A 20,233-nucleotide genomic window follows, 5' to 3' on the forward strand; every position below is an offset into this window, starting at 1 on the left:
GCCCGCGCGGCCGGCTCGGCACTCAGCGCATCGATCTGCGCTTCGTGTGAACGATCGGGTTGTACCGCGACGTGAAGCTCATCGTTGCGGACAACCGCGCAAGCGCAGCCGCGCCCGCACCGCCGACCTCGCTGTGCGCGGGCGAGGCGAGAAGCGCAGCGAGCCACGCGTTCAGCGCGTCGCCATGAAAGCGGCGAGCCATCGCAGTCACGATGTCGGGCGCCGCGATCATCACGCCCGCGAGCAGGTAGCACGCCCAGAAGCTGCCGGCGCCCGTCAGGCGATCGAGCCGGCAGACGGCGAGCGCGGCGAGCAGCCCCTCGGTCGAAGCGAGATCCTGTCGCTCGCCGCGAATCGCGGCCGCAACGCCATTGTGTTCGCCGCCGTACGCGGCGAGCGTGATGGGCACGTTCGCCGCGAGCGTTGCCGAAAACGCCGCGAGTGCGGCCATCGCGTCGATGCTCTTTTCGTCCGCGCCCCACATGCGTCCGATCGCACGGTCGATCACGCGGCCCGCCGCCCGTCCGTCGAAGCGCACCAGACCGCGCATCGCGTCTTCGGCGACTTCGCTGTCCGTGGCGAGCCCGCGCCCGACGCCGAACTCGATTGAGTCGAGCGCGGCCCAGCCGATTTCGGGACCGACGTAGCCGCACGCGTCGGCAACGCCATACGCGCCGTCGAACACGGCTTTCGAACCGGGCAGATGGCGATCCACGGCCGCAAGCAGCCGCTTCGTCGGCATGCGCTCGAATGTGCCGAAAGCCGTGGCGAGCGCCGTGTCCGCAGACACGCCGCCTTGCAGCGCCGCGAGCAGTTCGTTCAGAAGATCGGCGGCGGCCGCCGGGCCGTGTCGCGCGTTCGCGCCCGCCCGCGCGAGCGTGTCGCGCGCGGCGGTTGCGATGCGCGCCTCGCGGCTCGCCGCCGCCGAGGATGCGAAGCACTCCGCATGATCGAGGATATGCCGAAGCCATGCTGCCGTGCGCAAGCTGCCGAGCGACAGGCCTTGGGCGTCGACGCGATGATTATGATTGTCAGGCATGGGTCATCCGAGAAATAGCGATGCGGATCGTGTCCGCACTCGGGCGACGGCAACTGTCGCTGCACGTCGCGCACGAGCCGCCTTCGCCCATGCGTCGAAGGCTCGACTCCGCGCGCCGCGTCGATGCGCGAACGCGTCGCCCCATTCTTTTCGACGACGGCCGCCCCACTTTCGATCGGGCTCCGAAACGCCGGCGCGACGGCTGTTTCGCCTTCGCACCCGTTTCGCGCGCCTGCGCGCCACCCGCGCACGCATCGCGCGACGCGCATCGCGGCCCCACGCGCCTACCCCTTCAGCGCGATCGCGATGCTCGCCGGGCCGCGCATCCCGGCATAACGGCATGCGCGGCTGCCCTCGCGTCAGGCGGCCTTTCGGTCGCATTTCGTCTCGCGAACGCGGCGGCTCCTGGCGGCCGCGTTCGCGCAATGCACGCGCAGCGGCTCATGATCGACGAGCCGCCGCACGCAGGAACCCCGACGAACGCGAATTACTGCACGCGGAACTTCGGCGACGTCACGACCGTCCCCGTCACCTTGCAGTCCGGCGTCAGCACCGCATTGCTGAAGGTCAGCGACGAATTCGCATCGCTCCACGTCGTGACGATCTTGCTCGGGCCGCACTGGCCGAGCAGCGTCACGTTGACCTGCGCGTTGTTGATCGTCAGTTGCGTCGCGCTGTCGGCCTGGCCCGTCCACGGACTCGTGCCGCTCGCGCTGCCCTTGATGAGCCCGCACAGGCTGTTGCTGCCGGTAAACGTCGTCGACGTGATGTTGACGATGCCCGCGGGCGTGATCGTGCCGTTGAACGTCGCGACGCAGTTCGCGGAAATCGAGCCCTTGGTCAGCAGCGTTTCGTTGGGAGACGACGTCGCCGAGAACGGCTCGCCGTTCGGATTCATCGGCTGCCCGTCGACGCGAGATACGGTGACGGCGAGCGCTGGCGTAGCTGCGGCCGCTGCGAATGCCAACGCGACAACGAACGGAACAAATTTACGGTTACGCATGGGTCTGCCTCACTTGACGAATGGCGGCATGCCGCCAGTGACGTGACGTCGCAGCCGACGAATCGCGACCGCTCGGTCACAGGAAGCCCGGGCGCCGGCGCCGCGCGCCCATGGCTCAGAACTTGTAGGAAATCCCGACGAACGTGATGAGCGGATCGGCCTTCAGCCGCGTGCGTGTCGTCGCGAGCGTCGTGCCGTCGGCCGCCTTGATGACGAGCGACGAGTACGTCTTGAGCGGCATGTACGACAGCGTCGCCGTCAGCGCCCAGTTCTTCGCGAACGCATAGCTCGCGCCGAGGTTGTAGACCGGCGTGAACGACGACGAAGCCTTCCCCTCGACCGACGTCGGCCCCGGCTTGCCGGCGCCCGCCGCGAGCACGCTGCCGAGGTTGTCGTTGATGTCCTTCGCGAAATTGCCGTTGAGCTCGATGTTCGAGAACCAGCTGTACGCCACGCCGATGCCGACGAACGGCCGGAACTTCGCGGTCGGCGAATTGAAGTAGTAGTTCAAGATGATCGTCGGGCTCCATTGCCGCGCATTTTTCACGGCGGGCTGATTCGCCGGATTGCCGAGATCGACGCTGCCGAGCGATCCGGACGGACCGGGCGGCCGGATGACGCCATGCCCCGTCAGTGCGAACTCCGGCGGAATCCCGAGCACGGACGTCACCGCGATATGGTCGGTGAAGAAGTACGTGAACGTGAGGCCTACCGTGTCCGCGTTGTTGACCGTGAGGCTCGTGCCCGGTGACGTGAACGATCCCGGCAGCCGCAGCGGCCCGTTGATCGGCGAATTGACGACGTTGGTGGTGAGGCCGTTGGTCGAATCCTGCGGCATCACGTGCAGCCAGCCGAGCGTCGCGACCAAATCGCCCGCCCCCTGCGCGAAAGCGCTCGTCGATGCACCGGCAACGACGCACGCGGCAATCAGCTTCTTCATGAAGTCTCCTGATACTCCGGTCGGTCGACGCGGGCTGCAAGCCGCGCGTCGCCGTGTGTCTCCTGTTGCGCGCGGCGCTCACTGCACGAACGCGCCCACCGTGAAATACGGGTTGTTGACGTCGCTCATGTCGAGAAAGCCGAACACGCCGCCCGTGAAGATGAACTTGCCGGTAGGCGGCCCCGACGCGGCATTCGTCTGGACCGTCGTGACGACGCCCGGCACGGCCTGCGTGTAATCGAGATCGAGCGAGCGCGTGAGCGCGACCTGCGACGCATGGAACGGATCGAGCAGCGTCGCCTGCGCGCCGACGAGCGCCGTCGCACGGTAGTCGAGCACGCTGTCGACCCCCGTGTACTCGCCGTTCTGCGAGCCCGACGCGATCGTCGCCTGCGGGCTGAGGATCGAGATCCCTGATTCGTCGTCCGCGACGGGCGAGCCTTGCGTCAGGTCGGCATTCGCCGCGCCGGTGCGGATGAAGATCGGCACCAGCTGATTGCGCAGCTTGCCAACGATCAGGATGCCCTTGCCCGCCTTCGTCGGATCGAGCGACGGCAGCGTCGCCGCAATCTGCGGCTGATAGTTGAGCGACTGGAACGCCGGCGCGTCCGCGCGCAGCGTCAGTTTCTGATTGACGGTCGCGCTCGATGCGAGCGGCTGGCCGCCGTTCTTCTTGCCGAAGTTGTCAGTCTCGACGTACGTGCCGTCCGCGTTGATCGTGACCTTCGCGTCGACCGCCGCCGGCGCGAAGTTTTGGGACGGCACCTGGTGATAGCCGAGCTGGTTGTAGTTGCCCGCGATCTTCGAAAGATCGGTCTCCTGATCGGAGAAGCTGATGAACGGGTAGTAAGGGAACGTCGTCTTCGGAATCTGGCCGACGCCGATCACGCCGCCGAACTGGATCGTCGCGCCGGGTATCGCGCCGCCCAGCACGCCTTCGCCGAGAAACACGCGCGCCGGACGGTTCGGATCGAGGCTCGCGTTGTTCAGCCGGAACGTGCACTGATTCAGCTTTTCGGTCGGCAGCCCCGTTTCGTCCGTCAGCGTGCCCGTCACGACGTTGTTCGGCGGCGTATCGCGCGTCGGCTGCACGGTGCCCGTCGCCGCCGGCACCGGCGACGCCAGATACGTGATCTGAAACGTCATCTTCGTCGTGTCGAGCTGCACGCGGACCAGTTCGCCCGAGCCCGAGCCGCCCGTGAACACGGTGTTGTAATCGATCGTCTTCGGGCACAGCCGGACGACGGGCGCGGGCGGCGGATCGTCCCCGCCGCCGCAGGCGGTCAGGACGGGAGCCAGTACGGCGGCGGCCAGCGATTTTCTCCAATACATAGGAATCCTCGATATCGTGAAGTCCGCGGCGGCGCCCGGCGCCGCCGCCATGTCATGCGTTACTGAACGAATGCGCCGACCGTGAAGAACGGGTTGTACTGGCTGTTGTTGACGACCATTCCGTACACGTCGCCGACCTTGATGAGCCAGCCGTAGTCGCCTTTCTTGAAGATCGCGACCGCGCCCGTGCTGCCTTGCGCATTGAAGTCGCGCGTCGCCGTCACCTTGATCTTGCCGGGCGTCGTCTGCGTGTAATCGAGCGAGAACTGCGAGCTCACGGACGACGTCATCGGATCGAGAAATGCCGCAGTCGCGCCCTGGAACAGCGTCGACGTATAGTTCGCCGCGAGCGTCGACACGGCCGAGCCGTCCGTGCAGTTTCCGGCGGACGGATAGAAGAAGCCGTCGTGATACGTGCCGGGCAATTCGGGATGAGGCGTCGTGTTGTCGAACGCGGAGCCGCTGTTGGCGGGCGCGTTCGAAGTGCCGCCGAAGCTCACGACGCCGCACGCAACCGCGCTCGTCGCGCCGATGAAGCCGCCTTGCAGCGAATTCGCCGCGAGCGGCGTGACGGGCGCGAGCACCGAGATGCCGATCTCCGCATCGGCGACCGACGCGAGCGGATTGCCCGCGTTGACGTTCGCGTAGCCGACGCGAATGACGACTGGCACGAGCCGGCCGTTGAGCTTGCCGACGATCATCACGCCCTGCGCCTGGCTCGGCGTGATGATCACGAGCGGCTGCCCCTGCCCCGCGGACGGATACGGCTGGTTCGGTTGCGGATGGCTCACGAACACGTTGTCGGGCGAGCCGTCCGCGTTCGTGCGCAGCGTCCAGGGCATGCCGGTCGTGCGGCACGAGTAGTCGCTGCCCGGCGTGATCGTGCACGAACCGTCCGCATTGAGCGTCTGAGTCCAGTTCACGACATCGGGCTGCCAGCCTTGCGGCGCGGCCGTCTGGAACGACGTGCCCGTCGGCAGCAGGTGCACGCCGACTTCGTTGTAGGCGCCCGCTACTTTCGTGAAATCCGTTTCGGTGTCCGTAAAACCGATGAACGGATAGAAATCGAACGTGCGCGACGGCACCGTGCCTATCGTGAAGCCGGGAAACAGCTGAAGGCCCGAGAACGCGACCGTCGCGCCCGGAATGCCGCCGCCCACGACGCCCATGCCGACGAACAGCATCGGCGGATCGGCTCGGTTGATCGTCACCGAATAGGCGCCGTCGCTCGTCGCGCCGTTGTCGAGCACGAACGCACAACGGTTCTGCTCGGCGGTCGGCAGGCCCGTTGCGTTGTGGAACGTGCCGTTGATCGTGAGACCGGCGCGCGTGTTGTTGATCTGCCCCGCCGACGTCGGCACCGACGACGCGACGAACTGCATCTGATACGTTTTCTTCGCGGTATCGAACTTGACCTTCACGTATTCGCCGCTGCCCGACCCGCCCGTGTACGTCGTCGAGTAATCGAGTGCGTCGGGGCAGAGCTTCGTCACCGTAGGCGGCGTCGTGCTCGGGCCGCTCGGCGGGCACGAGCCGCCCGAACATTGCCCGACCTGTATCGGGCTGGGATCGTCGCCGCCGCCGCAGCCGGCGACGAACGGCATCGCGGCGACCACACAGGACAACACGGCAGCGCGAAGATTAGGAATGCAAAACATCACCCCTCCTTTTTGATCGAATCCGGTCTCGTCCGGCGTGACCTTACCGCCCGCCGGATGGTTGGTATCTCGGTGTCGCCGACTGGCGACGCGGCGATTCGCGACGCTTGGCCGCGAACGCGCGGTCAGTGCGGAATCGACCCGCGGAATTCAATGCGCGCGCCGATTCGCGACGCGGCATGGCGATGCGGCGCCCTCAAGCGGAAATTGAATGAATATCGACGGCTAATTAGCGATGCGATTGCGCGGGAAAGCAATGCGCGCGACGACTGCCCGAATGGGAATTTGAAAAGACAACTGCTCCGCCGACCCCTCGTATGTGCGTATCATCCTCAGTCTCCGTAAGTACGCTCGTAGTTATCGTGCTGCTTTATTTGCCATGACTATGATCCGATGAATGGGCCGTGTAAACCGACACATGGTTCCAAACATCCGAGCCACGACAAACCTCGACCACTCAATGTTCTCAACGTTTTTTCAAACGCCGTACTTGGCGATGTCAAATTCCGATCGAACAGCTTTCGCGTTGCTTTCTCGCAAGCATGATGAATGACGCGGCGCATCAAAGCAACCCTTTCCGCATTTTTCGCTCGTTTCGTACGATGCAGGAAACAATGGCGTTGTTTCGATTCGCCAGAAAAAACATCAGTCGGGAATAAAAATCACATTGCGCCGGCATTTATTTTTCTCGATATTTCGCGGCGCCGATTACGAGCCGGCCGAACGCTTGCGATCGCTCAGTCGGTCGCGCCGCTTTTCTGGGCGTCATAGGCCGTGCGCGCGTCGAGCACGGCGTCGATGTGCGTCTCCGCCCACACGATGATCGGCGAGATCGAATGCGCGAGCGTGTGGCCGAGCGGCGTCAGCGCATATTCGACCGATACCGGCACCGTCGCGTAAACGGTGCGGGCGACGAGACCGTCCCGCTCCAGCCGCTTGAGCGTTTGCGACAGCACCTTCTGCGACAAGCCTTCGATGTGCCGCAACAACGTGTTGAAGCGCAGCGGCTGATGCGACAGCAGCGCGAGGATCAGCACGGTCCATTTGTCCGCGATGCGATCGAGCACGAGCCGCGTCGGGCATTCCGACGCGTACACGTTACCCTTGCGCAGCGCGTCGAGAAGCGAAGGTTTCCTCTCGGTAATCTGCTCACCTTTCGGTGCGTTCTTCCTCATCGTTGCCATCCAGTCTATAGTTTCCACCGGTAACTACCTGTTCCGCAGATACTAGCACCAATTGCACGACGGTTCGCTTCCGTCGCGCGACGCGCGCGGCGCAAGGCTTCCGGTTTTCGGGACGACCGGCAATGCAGCCGGTGCCGTGTCGATTTGTCGATTCGTTTTGCTAACTTTTCAGCGAGGTGACGCGCCCAGATTCCGATTCGATGATACCGTCCTGCTTCGACGACGCCGCATCGCTTGCCCACGCGTCGCCTTCACAAAACCAATACTCTCAGGGAATCCTTCATGTTCAAGCGCTCCCTCGTGGCGCTCGCCGCCGCAGCCGCTTCCTTGTTCGGCGCAAGCCCATCTCATGCGGCGGACGCCGCCGCACCGCTTCAGATCGACGTCTACAACCCCGGCGAGAAAAGCCTCTTTCCCGTGTCGTCGGAAATCGTCACCGGCAAGACCGGCACGATCCTCATCGACGCACAGTTCCAGCGCAACGACGCCGAAGCCCTCGTCAACAAGATCAAGGCGACCGGCAAGCCGCTCAAGCTCGTCTACGTGAGCCACAGCGATCCGGACTACTACTTCGGCCTCGATACGATCAAGGCCGCGTTCCCGGATGCGAAGATCGTCGCGACGCCGCAGACGGTCGCCGCAATCCGGGCGAACAAGGACGACAAACTCGCGTACTGGGGGCCGATCCTGAAGGACAACGCGCCGCGCTCGCTCGTCGTGCCGCAGCCGCTCAAGGGCGACAAGCTGACGCTCGACGGTCACGAGCTGCGCATCGTCGGGCTCGACGGCGCGTCGCCCGACCGCACGTTCGTGTCGATCCCGTCCGCGCGCGCGGTCATCGGCGGCATTCCGGTCGCGGCGAACATCCACGTGTGGATCGCCGATACGCAGACGCCGGAATCGCGCCGCAACTGGATCAAGACGCTCGACAGGATCGCGGCGCTGCATCCGAAACTCGTCGTGCCCGGCCACTACCTCGCGAATTCGGACGGCAGCGAACCGTACACGCTCGCGTCCGTGAAGTTCACGCGCGATTATCTGGTCGCGTTCGACGCGGAAGCCCCGAAAGCAAAAAATTCCGCGGAGCTGATCGCCGCGATGAAGGCGCGCTATCCGAACCTCGCCGACGTGTCGTCGCTCGAAATGAGCGCGAAGGTCATCAAGGGCGAGATGCAATGGCCCGTCGCCGGCGCGGCGTCCGCCTTCCCGGCCGCGGGGAGGAAGGCGCTCGTGCAGTTCGGCGACATCGGCTTTCGCCTCGACTTCAAGGACGACCACACGATGACGTTCGTCGGCACGTCCGGCCAGTACCAAGGCGCGACCGACACCGTCGAATACAAGGCGACGCAGATCCGGCCGCAAGTATTCATGGTCTATTGGCACGAGCCGAAGAGCGGTGACAACGTCGTGCACGTCGAAGATTTCGAGAACGGCGTCGTCTACACGAACATCGCGCATCGCAACGGCGAGTCCCTGCATCTGAAGGGGACGATCCGCCTCGAGGACGCGAAGTAAAGCCGAGCGTCGCACCTCCGGCCGCCTGAGCCGGGGGCGGCGGTGCAGCGGTGCGGCCGTACGACGGTGCGAGCGGCGCGGCGCTTCGCCAACGCGCCGCGCCGCGCGAGCGATCCGCTCGATCCGGCCGCCGAACGCGCCTTCGATGCGCACGTGATCGCATCGCCCGACACGTCATCCAGTATTCTGGATTTTTATCCAATATACTGGATTGCATGGACGTCAACCAACTGATCGCGCGCCGTGTGCGCGCCCTCCGCGACCTTCGTGGCTACTCGCTCGACGCGCTCGCAGAACGCAGCAAGGTGAGCCGCTCGAACATCTCGCTCATCGAACGCGCGCAAAGCAGCCCGACGGCCGTCGTGCTCGAACGGCTCGCGAATGCGCTCGGCGTGTCGCTCGCGTCGCTGTTCGAGGACGATCGCGACGCGCACGCCGCGTCGCCGCTCGCTCGCGCCGCCGAGCAGCCGGTCTGGAAAGATCCGGCGTCGGGCTACGTGCGCCGCAGCCTGTCGCCCGCGGTGGCGTCGCCGCTGCAGCTCGTCGAGGTGAGGTTCCCGCCCGGCGAGCGCGTCGCGTACGACACCGGCGAGCGAGACGCGGATTGGCATCAGCAGATCTGGATGCTCGAAGGCGAAATGGACATCACGAGCGGCGACGACACGTGGCGCGTCGCCGCCGGCGACTGTCTCGCGATGCGTGTCGATCGCCCGACCCTCTTCTTCAATCCGGGCCGCAAGGCCGCGCGCTACGTCGTCGCGCTCGCCGCTGCGAACGCGATCCGTGCCGGGAGAATCGAATGAGCGACTCGATCGACGTGCGCTGCGTCGGGCCGAACGAAGCGGCCGCGTGCATCGACGCGCTGTCCGACGTGCTGATCGATTGCGTCGAAGGCGGCGCGTCGGTGAGCTTCATGGCGCCGCTCGCGCGAGACAAGGCGCGCGCGTTCTGGCGCGACGTGGCCGATGGCGTCGCGCGTGGCGATCGCACGCTCTTCGTCGCGCAACACGCTGACGGCCGCATCGTCGGCACGGTCCAGATGATCACGCGCTTGCCGGAAAACCAGCCGCATCGCGCGGACGTCGCCAAGATGCTCGTGCATCGCGACGCGCGGCGCCGCGGCGTCGCGCAGCGGCTGCTCGACGCGCTCGACGGTGCCGCGCGCGCGGCCGGCAAGACCGTCCTCGTGCTCGACACGGTGACGGGCGGCGACGCCGAGCGGCTCTACCGGCGCGCGGGATGGCAGCGCGTCGGCGTCGTGCCCGATTACGCGCTGATGCCCGACGGCGCGCCGTGCGCGACGACGTTCTTCTACAAGCGGGTCTGAGCCGCGGCGCCGGGATCGCGCGCCGCGCCAGCCGCACGTGCGACGCCTGCGCCAGCCGTCCCGTGCCCGCCGCCATCTTTCGATTGCCCGGCAACGCCGCCGTGCCTTAAGCTCGCCTGATCGGCCGTTTCGTCTGCAGATTGCACCACGTGCCACGCATGCCGCAGGCGCGCTTGCATGCGGCATCGGCGCGCCGCGGTCGATACGCGCCGTGGCCGATTCGAGCCGCAGAGCATCGCCGCCGGGCCGGTCCCGCGTTTCCTCGACGAGCGATTCCCCATGACGGTCAACCCGACTTTCGCCTTCATTGTCACCTGTCTCGGCTTCGGCTTCATCCCGGGCCCGGCGCTGCTGCAAACGGTCTCGCTGACGCTGCAGCACGGCCGACGCGCGGGCGTGCTGTCGGCGCTCGGCATCCATCTCGGCGCATTCGTCCAGATCTGCGCGGTCGCGGTGGGCGCGGTCGTCGTCTTCGACACGTCGCCGTGGCTCTATCACGCGCTGCGCGTCGCCGGCGGCGCGTATCTGGTCTGGCTCGGCGTCGAGCGCATCCGCTCGCGCGCGGGCGACGACGGCGCGCCGTCCGCCGTGCCGAGGAACGTGATCTCGTCGAGCGCGCTCATCGAGGCGTCGAATCCGAAATCGGCGCTGTTCTATCTGTCGTTCCTGCTGCAATTCGTCGATCCGGCCGCGCCGCTCGGCGTCGGCTGGCAGCTCTTCCTGCTCGGCGCGAGCGCGAACCTGCTGTTCTCGCTCGCCGACCTGACCTGCATCGCGCTCGCGCATCCGCTGCGCACACGCGCGACGCCGGGCGGCGCGGCGATGATCGCCGGGCGCTATCTCGCGGGCGCGCTCTTCATCGCGCTCGGCGTCGCCGCGATCGTCGAGCGCTGACGCGGCATTGCACGGGCAGCCGGACGGGATCGCGCGCGTTCCCTCGCATGGAGCGCGACGCCGCGGCTTCGATCGGCGGCCCATCGCGCGTTCGCGCGCGCCGACGACGTGCTCGCATCCGCATCGCCGCGCCTTCGTCGCCGGTTCCGACGCGCGCGGCACCCGGCTTTGCGCCATCAGCCCGGCGCACGAAAATAGACAGCAATACGTAATACATATGTAATCATTCGCTGCGACGATCGCATCCCGGCCGGCCCAGGCCGCGCGGAATGCGCCGCGCTCGCATGCGGCGCGCGGGCGCAAACGCCCGCCGCCGACGCCACCCTTTTTCGAAGCCCGTTTTCGTTTCACAGGATCGACGACATGTTCTTCAAGCGCTTGTTCGCTTTCTCCCCGGTCGCGCTCGCGTGCGCGGCGACGCTCGCGCTCGCCGCCTGCGGCGGCGACGACCCCGCCCCCACGCAGCCGATCTCGGCGAAGGTGCAGGTGGTCGGCCATCGCGGCGCGAGCGCGCTGCGCCCCGAGCACACGCTCGCGTCGTACCGCAAGGCGATCGAGGACGGCGCGGACGTGATCGAGCCGGACCTCGTCGCGACGCGCGACGGCGTGCTCGTCGCGCGCCACGAGAACGAGATCTCGGGCACGACGAACGTGTCGGCGCTGCCGCAGTTCGCGAGCCGCAAGGCGACGAAGACGATCGACGGCGTGCCGCTCACCGGCTGGTTCACCGAGGATTTCACGCTCGCCGAGCTGAAGACGCTGCGCGCGCGCGAGCGCATCCCGCAGTACCGTCCGGCGAACACCGCGTACGACGATCAGTTCGAGATCCCGACGTTCGACGAGATCGTCGCGCTCGCGAAGCAAATGTCCGCGCAGGTCGGCCGCACGATCCATCTCTATCCGGAGACGAAGCACCCGACCTACTTCCAGTCGATCGGCCTGCCGCTCGAGGACCGCCTCGTCGACGCGCTGCGCCAGGACCCGTACACCGCGCGCGACGCGACCGTCTACATCCAGTCGTTCGAAGTCGCGAACCTGAAGGCGATCCGCAACCGCATCGGCGCGAGCCAGCCGAACTGGAAGCTCGTGCAGCTGATGGACGAGCCGAAGCAACGGCCGTACGACTTCGTGAAGGCGGGCGATGCGCGCACCTACGGCGATCTGTCGACGCAAAGCGGGATGCGCGAGATCGCGACGTATGCGAACGCGCTCGGGCCGTACAAGACCTCGATCATTCCGGTGGGCGCCGACGGCGCGCTGCAGCAGCCGACGAACTATGTGCGCGACGCGCACGAGGCGGGGTTGCTCGTGCATCCGTACACGTTCCGGCCGGAAAACAACTTCCTGCCGGGCTCGCTGAAGGACGGCGGCGCGCCGAGTGCGCGCAACACGGCGGGCTCGGTGCGCGAGATCCAGGCGTATCTGCGCGCGGGCATCGACGGCTTCTTCACCGACGATCCCGCGGTCGGCCGCGCCGCCGTCGACACGTTCCGCCGGTGAGCCTGCGCGCGCGGGCCGCGCGTCGCCGCGGCCCGCGCGCGAACGACGCGTCGCCTGTCAGCAACCGGCAGCAAGACGCCTCACAGCGAGCTTACAATGCAGCCTCCCTTCCTTCGGAGGCCTCCCCATGACACACGGCCTGCACGGCCCGAAGCGCTGGTACGCGCTCGTCGTTCTCTGTCTGGGCGTGCTGATGATCGTGCTCGACTCGACGATCGTCAACGTCGCGCTGCCGTCGATCGGCGCGGACCTGCGCTTCGCCGAAACCGCACTCGTCTGGATCGTGAACGCCTATATGCTGACGTTCGGCGGCTGCCTGCTGCTGGGCGGCCGCCTCGGCGACCTGTACGGCCACCGCCGGATGTTCCTCGCGGGCCTCACGCTCTTCACGCTCGCATCGCTCGCGTGCGGGCTCGCGCAGACGCAGGCCGTGCTGATCGCCGCGCGCGCGGTGCAGGGGCTCGGCGGCGCGGTCGTGTCGGCCGTCGCGCTGTCGCTCATCATGAATCTGTTCATCGAGCCGGGCGAGCGCGCGAGGGCGATGGGCGTCTACGGCTTCGTCTGCGCGGGCGGCGGCAGCCTCGGCGTGCTGCTCGGCGGCTTCCTCACGAGCGTGCTCAGCTGGCACTGGATCTTCCTCGTGAACCTGCCGATCGGCGTCGTGGTCTACGCGCTGTCCGCCGCGCTGCTGCCGAAGGCGCGCGCGCAGGCGGCCGACGCGCGGCTCGACGTCGCGGGCGCCGTCGCGGTGACGGCTTCGCTGATGCTCGCGGTCTACGGCGTCGTGAACGGCAACGAGGCCGGCTGGCTGTCGACGCAAACGGTCTCGCTCCTCGCCGGCGCCGCCGCGCTCTTTGCGGCGTTCGTCGCGATCGAGGCGCGCGTCGCGCATCCGCTGATGCCGCTCGTGCTCGTCGCGAAGCGCAACGTCGCGGCCGCGAACGCGATCGGCGTGCTGTGGGCGGCCGCGATGTTCGCGTGGTTCTTCCTGTCCGCGCTCTACATGCAGCGCGTGCTCGGCTACGGGCCGCTCGAGGTGGGCCTCGCATTCCTGCCCGCGAACCTCATCATGGCCGCGTTCTCGCTCGGCTTGTCCGCGAAGATCGTGATGCGCTTCGGCATCCGCGGCCCGATCGCGGCGGGGCTCGTGGCCGCCGCGATCGGCCTCGCGCTCTTCGCGCGCGCGCCCGCCGACGGCGGCTTCGTCGCGCACGTGCTGCCGGGCATGGCGCTCCTCGGCATCGGCGCGGGCGTCGCGTTCAATCCGGTGCTGCTCGCCGCGATGAGCGACGTCGCGCCGAGCGATTCGGGGCTCGCGTCGGGGATCGTCAACACCTCGTTCATGATGGGCGGCGCGCTCGGCCTCGCGGTGCTCGCGAGCGTCGCGTCCGCGCGCACCGATTCGCTCGTCGCCGCGCACGCGGCGCTGCCCGTCGCGCTCAACGGCGGCTATCGCGTCGCGTTCGCGTGCGGCGCCGTGTTCGCCGCCGCCGCCGCGTGCCTCGCGTTCGCGCTGCGCATCCGCGCGCAGTCGAACGCCGCGGCCGAGCTGCGCGGCGCAGCGCATTGAGTGGCGCGAAACACGCGGGCTGCGCCGGCGGCGCGCATCGCTCGCGGCGGGGTGCGGCTCGCCTGTTGCCGATTGTCGGTTGTCGGTTGCCGGTCGCCGGTTGCCGGTTGCCGGTTGTCGGTTGTCGGTTGTCGGTCGCCGGTCGCCGGTTGTCGGTTGTCGGTTGTCGGTTGTCGGTTGTCGGTCGCCGGTCGCCGGTTAAGCGTTGCGCCGTGCGTGCTCGCCTTCGAGCGCACCGCCGCGCGACACCTTCCGAGCGCATCGTTCGCGGCTGGCGATCGAGCTCCGGCGCCGGCGGCTTCGCGCGGGCGGCGGGGTGCGGCCGCGCCGTCCGCCGCCGCCCTCTTCACGCCCGATCTCGCATCGCATGCCGCGCGCGGCTGACTGCCTTCGTCCGCTCGACGCCCTCGCGGTTCTTCCCCGATCTTTTTGCGCATTTCCGCATCGACTCGCGAGTTTTGCGACAATGTCGGATTCGCCTCGCGCCGTCGCTTTCAAACGCCTAACGTTCTCCGCCGATGTCGTTGCCTCATATCGATCCGCTCTACTCCCTGTCCGGCCTCCTCGTCGGTTTCCTCGTCGGTCTGACGGGCGTCGGCGGCGGCTCGCTGATGACGCCGATCCTCGTCCTGCTGTTCAACGTGCATCCGGCAACCGCAGTCGGCACCGATCTGCTGTACGCGGCGATCACGAAGGCGACGGGCACCTTCGTGCACGGGCTCAAGGGCACGGTCGAATGGCGGATCACCGGGCGCCTCGCGGCGGGCAGCGTGCCCGCCGCCGCGATCACGCTGTGGTTCCTGCATTCGCACGGCATGCACTCGCAGGAAACGAGCCGGATGATCCAGCTCGTGCTCGGCGCCGCGCTGCTCCTCACGTCGCTGTCTCTGCTGTTTCGCCCGCAACTCGCCGCATTCGCCGCGCGGCGCACGCGCGCGCTGCCGCCAAGCCCGGCGCGCACGCTCGCCGCGACCGTGCTCACGGGCGCCGTGCTCGGCGTGCTCGTGTCGCTGACGTCCGTCGGCGCGGGCGCGATCGGCGTGACGGTCCTGCTGTTGCTGTACCCGGCGCTGTCGACGACGCGCATCGTCGGCTCCGACATCGCGCACGCGGTTCCGCTCACGCTCGTCGCCGGCATCGGGCACTGGATGCTCGGCTCGGTCGACTGGTCGATGCTGGTGTCGCTGCTGATCGGCTCGGTGCCGGGCATCGTCGCCGGCAGCCATCTGTCGGCGCGCGCGCCCGAAGGGCTGCTGCGCCGGCTTCTCGCGACGACGCTCGTCGCGGTCGGCGCGAAGCTCGTGCTTTCCTGACCCGCATCGCGCGCGCCAGGCGTTGGTCGGGCGCGCCGCGATCGCGCGGTGCGGTGCCGCGCCGGCCATCGCAGCCCATCGCTGCGCCTCGCCACCCTTCGCAGCCGTCGTCTCCTCGTCCCCTCGTCCCCTCGTCCCTTCGTCCCTTCGCTGTCTCCGACGCGGCTCGACGCAGCCACTCAGCCTTCGCGCAACCGCCACGCAAAAAAACCTCGCGAGCGCGATGCGCCCGCGAGGCAACGATCGCCGCGAAGCCGCCGCCCCCTAGCGTTGGCCGCCCGCCGTCGCGAGACGACGGCGAGCGGCCTGGCCGAAAACGGCTAGCCCCGCGTCACTGCCCCTGCTGTTGCTTCTGCTGCTTCAACTGCAGCGCCTTCTGCTGACGCAGCAGCACGCGCTGCAACGCCGTGCGGTCCGCCAGGACGCCGTCGTAGAACGTGGCGAGATCCGCCTTCATCGCGATCCGCGAATGATCGTTCAGATAGATCATGTGGCCCGACGGATAGTATTTCATCGTCAGGTTCGCCGACTTGAGCGACGGATCGAGCGGCATCTGCTGTAGCGTGAGCTCAGTCTGATGGAACGGCGTCACCGCATCGAAGTAGCCGTTCGCCGACAGCACCTTGAGGTCCGGGTTCAGGCTCATCGTCGCGGCAAGGTCGCCCGCCGTGTACAGCGTATTGCCGCCGCCGCGGCTCGCGCCCGTCGGATCGGTGTGGCTGAAGTCCCAGTTGTTGAACACCTGGTCGTTCAGATCGACGAACGACGACGTCGACACGTACTTCAGGTCGTTGTTGATGTAGTCGTTCCACAGCACCGTGTACGCGCCGCCGACGTTGCTGATCGACGGATCGTTGCTGCCCGAGTTCGGCAGGATGTACGGCGCGATGCCCTTGCCCGTGTAGTTCGCGCGTCCGTCGTACTGGCCGATCTGGATGCCCGGCACGAGCGTCAGGAAGAACGTGTACGGCGGGTTGTCGTCCGACGACGGCACGTTGCCGAGCGCGGCCGGATTGCCGAACGTCTGGATCAGCGAGACGGGATCGGTGCCGATGTATGCGCCCATCTGCTGCGCGGCCGCGAGGTTCAGGTTCAGGCGCACGTTGACGAAGCCCCCGTCCTGCGGATTCGGCGCCTGCGCGAGCGGCGTGAGCACGTTGTCCGCATAACTGCGCGCCTGCGCCATGTACGCGTCGAGATCGGCCGGTTTCGGGCTGACGGTCGTCTTGTTCCAGTAGAACGCGTCGGCCGCGAGCGTCGGGAAGATGCCGATCGCGCTCACCGCGTTCGAGTAGTCGAGGATCGACGATTGCAACGTGATCCCGTTCAGCTCGATGCCGTCCTCATGCAGCACCCATGACGTCACCGCGCTGCGCGCCGTGCCGTACGATTCGCCGAACAGGAACTTCGGCGAGTTCCAGCGCGCGTACTTCGTCAGGTAGCGCTGGATGAAGCGGTCGATCGAGTGCGCGTCCTGGTCGACGCCCCAGAAATCCTTGTTCTTCGCCGGCGCGATCGCGGCCGAGTAGCCGGTGCCGACCGGGTTGATGAACACGAGATCCGAGCGGTCGAGCAGGCTCTCCGGGTTGTCGCGCAGCCGGTACGGCGCGGGCGGCGTGAAGTTCGGGAACGACGACTGCAGCCGCTTCGGCCCGAACGAGCCGAGCAGCAGGTAAACCGCCGACGAACCCGGGCCGCCGTTGTAGAAGAACGTGACGGGGCGCGGCTTCTTCGGATCGGGATTGTCGAGCGTGTACGCGACGTAGAACATCTTCGCGTTCGGCTTCGACGTGATCGGATCGATCGTCACGAGGTGGCCGGCCGTCGCCGTGTAGGTGAGGGTCTGGTCGCCGAGCTTCACCTGCCGGTGCACGAGCGCCGCGCCTTCCGTCGCGTCCGTCACGGAATCGTTCGGGCCGGTGCCGTAGACGTCGTTGTCGATGTACGGCTGATCGGGCGGCAGCGCGGCGTTGGTCGTCGCGTCGGCGGCCGTCGTCGCGTTCGCGGACGTCGCCGAGTTCGCGACGTTCGCGGCCGCGAGCGACGGGCTGCCACCGCCTCCGTCATCGCCGCCGCACGCGGCGACGAACAGCGCGGCAAGGGCGGCAGCGGCGACCGGTCGCGCCGCCCTGCCCAATCTGAGCGCGAAACCGTCTTTCAAGGACTTCTGTGTCTTCATTATTGCCCTCTCGAATAGAACGATAAATTCCGCCGATTGAAACGGATGATTTCATCGACGTTCCTCGCTTGGAATGCGACCGTTATGCGACGCGCACCCGAGCATTTTCGCCATGCGCAGCATTGGCGCACGGAATTATTTACCCGCTCGAATTTCCGGTTCGACGCACTGGAATCAACTCCAGAATAAAATCGGCAATCGAAATGCCGACCGCGCGGGACGCCCCCTGCGTTCCGAGCAGACAAGCCCGCCCCACTGCCAGCAGCCAAGCGGCCGCGGGCATTGTTCTTTTACAAAAAATAATCCCCACCCGATTTTCGATTAATCATCATCCGCCAACGGAATCCGATTTTTCGAGGACCGAAAAATATTCCAGAAAGGATTAATTAATGAAACAGAAATATATTAGTCACATGTAATTTTTAAAAATATGAGCAAATATCGGCGCATATTAGAAGCGCCGGTCTGCAACGTAAAGTAAGAATTTGTTACAGGAAAAATGACGAATCGCGGCGATCCGGCCGATGCGGTTCGCCAATGAAAAACGGCCGGCCGCACGTGCGTGCGGGCCGGCCGTCGCGGGCAATCAGGTGCGTGCGACGCCGCGTCAGAGCGGCACGTCGATCGCCCCCGCGCTCACCGTGATCGCGTTCGCGCCGGGCGACTGGACGATGGGCGGCAGATTCGCCGTCGACAGCGCGGGCGCGGCCCCCGGCACGCCGCCGCGCGGCACCGTGCGAATCACCTGCGACGGCGGCAGCGGCGCGCCGTTCTTCAGGTGGTTCCACATCAGGTTGAGCGCCTGCTCGTCGTAGTAGTGAACGGGCACGAAGCGCGTGTCGAAGCCGGGCACGGGCAGGAACGCGTCGAAATGCTGGCCGTTCGTCACTTCGTAGAACGACAGCTGGCTCGCGTTGCCCTCGGTCGCGCTGTTCTGCGCGACATACGCGCGCGACGCGTGGTTGACGGGCACGAGCGCGTCGCTGCGGCCGTGCACGATGATCGCCGGCTTGTGCTGCAGGTTCGCGTTCACGCGCACCGCGTCGACGTTCGCGCCGATGCCGAGCTGGTTCGCGCTCCAGAGCTGACGCAGGCAAAACGCGCCCGCGAAGCTCGCGTCCGGCGTCGCGAGCCGGTGGTCGACGCCGCCCGACGCGCCGTTGAACACGAGATTGATGCCGTTCGTCGGCGGCACGCCGTTGCCCGCGCCGAACAGGTTCGTCATCGGCGACGTGGCGGGCGCGGCGACGGCGCCCGTCGCCGGGTTCGTCGTCGCGAAACTGAAGTTGCACAGGTTGTCGCTGACGCGCGAGCGCGTGTACGCGTTCGCGTACGTGACCGCGATCGCCGGCGTCGCCTGCGAATCCCACATCGGCGCCTGCAGCAGGTCCGAGTCAGCGAGATAGCCGGCCGCGTGAAGCTGCGCGAGCGCGTCGTTCGCCTGGCTCTGCGTATCCGCGCCCGACACGAGCCCGGCCGCGGCGAGCGTCGCGCAGCGCTGGATGCGGATCGACTGCGTGACGCCCGTCGGCAGCGCGCTGAGATAAGGCGCGCCCGTCGCGGCGGGCGCCGCGGCCGCGCACGGCTGCAGCAGGTTCGCGAGCGTCGCGTAATCGGCGAGCGGCCGGCCGAACGACGGCACGGGCACGCCGCCCTGCTCGACCGTCACGCCGGAGCTCAGGCGCACGTTGATCTGCGGCTCGCCGACGACGACCGCGGTGATCCAGCCGCGCGTATCCTGCTCGGCCGCCGCGAGCGCCGCGCCGCCGCCGTTGCTGACCGACGCGGCGATCGTCGTGATGTCGCCCGGGCGGTAGCGGATGCCGCGGCGCGTGCCTTCGACGACGGGCCCGAACTGCTGGTTCAGCGCCCAGTACGCGAACTCGACCGCCTGCAGCGTCACGCGCCCCCAGTCCTGCTCCGGGTTCTGCTGAGAATGCGCGTGCTTGTACGCGTAGCGATTCGGAAACGCGCTGTTGAACGAAGCGAGCGCGCCGCTCGACTCGCTCGCGGTGAAGAGGCTCGCGCTGCCGGCGCTCGCCGCGCTCGCGAGCGTGCCGTCGATCAGCGTGACGAGGCCCGTGCCGATCTCGTGCGCGCCGTTGCCGCCGCCCTTGTCGTTGTACGCGACCGCGCAGCCGCGCTTCAAGCCCCATTCGCCCGCCGACGCGATCGCGCCGTAGACGCCGCGCGAGCCCGACGCCGTCGCCGTCACGATGCACGGATTCGCCGGATCGAAGCTCGCCGGCACCTGCACGAGCAGCGTGACGTTCTTGCGGCCGGTGCCGTCGTCGGAGTACGCGAGATATTCGGTGCCGGCGATCTTGCCTTCGCCGAGCGTGTCGTTGCCGGCGAGATCGACGTTCGGCCCCCAGAAGCGCCCGTAGCCGCCGTTCGGCGTGACGTCGACGAGCGCGCGGTAGTTCGAGTAGATCGCGAGACGCCGCAGCTCCGCCGCCGTCGGCTGCGCCGGATTCGCGAAGCCGGGCCGCGTGTCGCCGCCCAAGCCCGTCTTGCCGAGGCCGGCCGTCAGCAGATCGTCGCTGACGCCGTCGAAGGCCGTGGTGCGCACGCTGCCCGAAACGAAGCCGGGCAGCACGTTCACCTGTGCGTTATCGTCGCCGTGGCATGCGCCGAGCAGCACGCTGCCGAAGAGCGCGAGCGCCAGCATCGACGCGCGCTTCGATCCGCCCCTGATCGTCGTCATTGTTGCCCCTAGTCAGCTTGATTGGTTCTAGCCGCCCGATCGTCGAGCGGCGCGCGCCGAGCCGGGCCGGCG

The 20,233-nt window shown here is 67.4% G+C and carries 15 protein-coding genes; 7 read left to right on the forward strand and 8 right to left on the reverse strand.

The genetic code is table 11. From position 1 onward, the window contains the following. Nucleotides 1–22: 22 nt before the first annotated feature. The 6 genes from WS91_RS25225 to WS91_RS25250 form a co-directional block, all read right to left on the reverse strand. Nucleotides 23–1,039: a hypothetical protein gene (locus tag WS91_RS25225; RefSeq protein WP_059644455.1), complete on the reverse strand. Its 1,017-nt coding sequence runs from the start codon at nt 1,037–1,039 to the stop codon at nt 23–25. 487 nt (nt 1,040–1,526) lie between these two features. Continuing rightward, on the reverse strand, nt 1,527–2,042 hold the full coding sequence (locus WS91_RS25230; protein ID WP_038751877.1) for a hypothetical protein: 516 nt from the start codon (nt 2,040–2,042) through the stop codon (nt 1,527–1,529). Between the two features lie 115 nt (nt 2,043–2,157). Further along, nucleotides 2,158–2,982 carry an OmpW/AlkL family protein gene (locus WS91_RS25235; protein ID WP_059583566.1) on the reverse strand — a complete coding sequence of 275 codons (825 nt, stop codon included), beginning with the start codon at nt 2,980–2,982 and terminating at the stop codon, nt 2,158–2,160. 78 nt (nt 2,983–3,060) lie between these two features. Further along, complete coding sequence (locus WS91_RS25240; protein WP_038751897.1) at nt 3,061–4,314, reverse strand: DUF2957 domain-containing protein; 1,254 nt, start codon at nt 4,312–4,314, stop codon at nt 3,061–3,063. Nucleotides 4,315–4,373: 59 nt separating this feature from the next. Then, on the reverse strand, nt 4,374–5,972 hold the full coding sequence (locus WS91_RS25245; RefSeq protein ID WP_059671248.1) for a DUF2957 domain-containing protein: 1,599 nt from the start codon (nt 5,970–5,972) through the stop codon (nt 4,374–4,376). A gap of 737 nt (nt 5,973–6,709) precedes the next feature. Beyond that, nucleotides 6,710–7,156, reverse strand: a complete 447-nt coding sequence (locus WS91_RS25250; protein WP_059583564.1) for a winged helix-turn-helix transcriptional regulator — start codon at nt 7,154–7,156, stop codon at nt 6,710–6,712. Nucleotides 7,157–7,438: 282 nt separating this feature from the next. Here WS91_RS25250 and WS91_RS25255 point away from each other — a divergent pair, with 282 nt between their 5' ends. The 7 genes from WS91_RS25255 (at nt 7,439) to WS91_RS25285 (ending at nt 15,275) form a co-directional block, all read left to right on the forward strand. Next, nucleotides 7,439–8,671, forward strand: coding sequence for an MBL fold metallo-hydrolase (locus WS91_RS25255; RefSeq protein WP_082717245.1), 1,233 nt, complete (start codon nt 7,439–7,441; stop codon nt 8,669–8,671). 215 nt (nt 8,672–8,886) lie between these two features. After that, nucleotides 8,887–9,474 (forward strand): helix-turn-helix domain-containing protein, encoded by a 588-nt coding sequence (locus WS91_RS25260; protein WP_038751867.1) that lies wholly within the window; start codon nt 8,887–8,889, stop codon nt 9,472–9,474. Then, nucleotides 9,471–9,998 (forward strand): GNAT family N-acetyltransferase, encoded by a 528-nt coding sequence (locus tag WS91_RS25265; protein WP_059583560.1) that lies wholly within the window; start codon nt 9,471–9,473, stop codon nt 9,996–9,998. The genes WS91_RS25260 and WS91_RS25265 overlap by 4 nt, the downstream gene beginning before the upstream one ends. 279 nt (nt 9,999–10,277) lie before the next feature. After that, nucleotides 10,278–10,892, forward strand: a complete 615-nt coding sequence (locus WS91_RS25270) for a LysE family translocator (RefSeq protein WP_038751861.1) — start codon at nt 10,278–10,280, stop codon at nt 10,890–10,892. 363 nt (nt 10,893–11,255) lie between these two features. Next, nucleotides 11,256–12,392 (forward strand): glycerophosphodiester phosphodiesterase, encoded by a 1,137-nt coding sequence (locus WS91_RS25275; protein ID WP_038751860.1) that lies wholly within the window; start codon nt 11,256–11,258, stop codon nt 12,390–12,392. A gap of 127 nt (nt 12,393–12,519) precedes the next feature. Next, complete coding sequence (locus tag WS91_RS25280; RefSeq protein ID WP_038751857.1) at nt 12,520–13,962, forward strand: DHA2 family efflux MFS transporter permease subunit; 1,443 nt, start codon at nt 12,520–12,522, stop codon at nt 13,960–13,962. A gap of 518 nt (nt 13,963–14,480) precedes the next feature. Beyond that, entirely contained in the window at nt 14,481–15,275 is a 795-nt protein-coding gene (locus tag WS91_RS25285) for a sulfite exporter TauE/SafE family protein (RefSeq protein ID WP_038751855.1), read from the forward strand. 331 nt (nt 15,276–15,606) lie between these two features. Here the strand turns inward: WS91_RS25285 and WS91_RS25290 are convergent, their stop codons facing one another. Beyond that, nucleotides 15,607–17,454, reverse strand: coding sequence for a S10 family peptidase (locus WS91_RS25290; RefSeq protein ID WP_059583554.1), 1,848 nt, complete (start codon nt 17,452–17,454; stop codon nt 15,607–15,609). 607 nt (nt 17,455–18,061) lie between these two features. Then, nucleotides 18,062–20,161: a D-(-)-3-hydroxybutyrate oligomer hydrolase gene (locus WS91_RS25295; protein ID WP_038751850.1), complete on the reverse strand. Its 2,100-nt coding sequence runs from the start codon at nt 20,159–20,161 to the stop codon at nt 18,062–18,064. Between the last annotated feature and the right edge of the window lie 72 nt (nt 20,162–20,233).

Origin of the sequence: Burkholderia sp. MSMB1498, from assembly GCF_001526245.1 — a bacterium.
GTDB classification, from domain to species: Bacteria; Pseudomonadota; Gammaproteobacteria; order Burkholderiales; family Burkholderiaceae; genus Burkholderia; species Burkholderia savannae.

Excerpts from the sequence above, each read along its gene's own strand:
- WS91_RS25225 (WP_059644455.1), bottom strand. The coding sequence starts at position 1,039 with ATGCCTGACAATCATAATCATCGCGTCGACGCCCAAGGCCTGTCGCTC.
- WS91_RS25230 (WP_038751877.1), bottom strand. The coding sequence starts at position 2,042 with ATGCGTAACCGTAAATTTGTTCCGTTCGTTGTCGCGTTGGCATTCGCA.
- WS91_RS25235 (WP_059583566.1), bottom strand. The coding sequence starts at position 2,982 with ATGAAGAAGCTGATTGCCGCGTGCGTCGTTGCCGGTGCATCGACGAGC.
- WS91_RS25240 (WP_038751897.1), bottom strand. The coding sequence starts at position 4,314 with ATGTATTGGAGAAAATCGCTGGCCGCCGCCGTACTGGCTCCCGTCCTG.
- WS91_RS25245 (WP_059671248.1), bottom strand. The coding sequence starts at position 5,972 with ATGTTTTGCATTCCTAATCTTCGCGCTGCCGTGTTGTCCTGTGTGGTC.
- WS91_RS25250 (WP_059583564.1), bottom strand. The coding sequence starts at position 7,156 with ATGGCAACGATGAGGAAGAACGCACCGAAAGGTGAGCAGATTACCGAG.
- WS91_RS25255 (WP_082717245.1), top strand. The coding sequence starts at position 7,439 with ATGTTCAAGCGCTCCCTCGTGGCGCTCGCCGCCGCAGCCGCTTCCTTG.
- WS91_RS25260 (WP_038751867.1), top strand. The coding sequence starts at position 8,887 with ATGGACGTCAACCAACTGATCGCGCGCCGTGTGCGCGCCCTCCGCGAC.
- WS91_RS25265 (WP_059583560.1), top strand. The coding sequence starts at position 9,471 with ATGAGCGACTCGATCGACGTGCGCTGCGTCGGGCCGAACGAAGCGGCC.
- WS91_RS25270 (WP_038751861.1), top strand. The coding sequence starts at position 10,278 with ATGACGGTCAACCCGACTTTCGCCTTCATTGTCACCTGTCTCGGCTTC.
- WS91_RS25275 (WP_038751860.1), top strand. The coding sequence starts at position 11,256 with ATGTTCTTCAAGCGCTTGTTCGCTTTCTCCCCGGTCGCGCTCGCGTGC.
- WS91_RS25280 (WP_038751857.1), top strand. The coding sequence starts at position 12,520 with ATGACACACGGCCTGCACGGCCCGAAGCGCTGGTACGCGCTCGTCGTT.
- WS91_RS25285 (WP_038751855.1), top strand. The coding sequence starts at position 14,481 with ATGTCGTTGCCTCATATCGATCCGCTCTACTCCCTGTCCGGCCTCCTC.
- WS91_RS25290 (WP_059583554.1), bottom strand. The coding sequence starts at position 17,454 with ATGAAGACACAGAAGTCCTTGAAAGACGGTTTCGCGCTCAGATTGGGC.
- WS91_RS25295 (WP_038751850.1), bottom strand. The coding sequence starts at position 20,161 with ATGACGACGATCAGGGGCGGATCGAAGCGCGCGTCGATGCTGGCGCTC.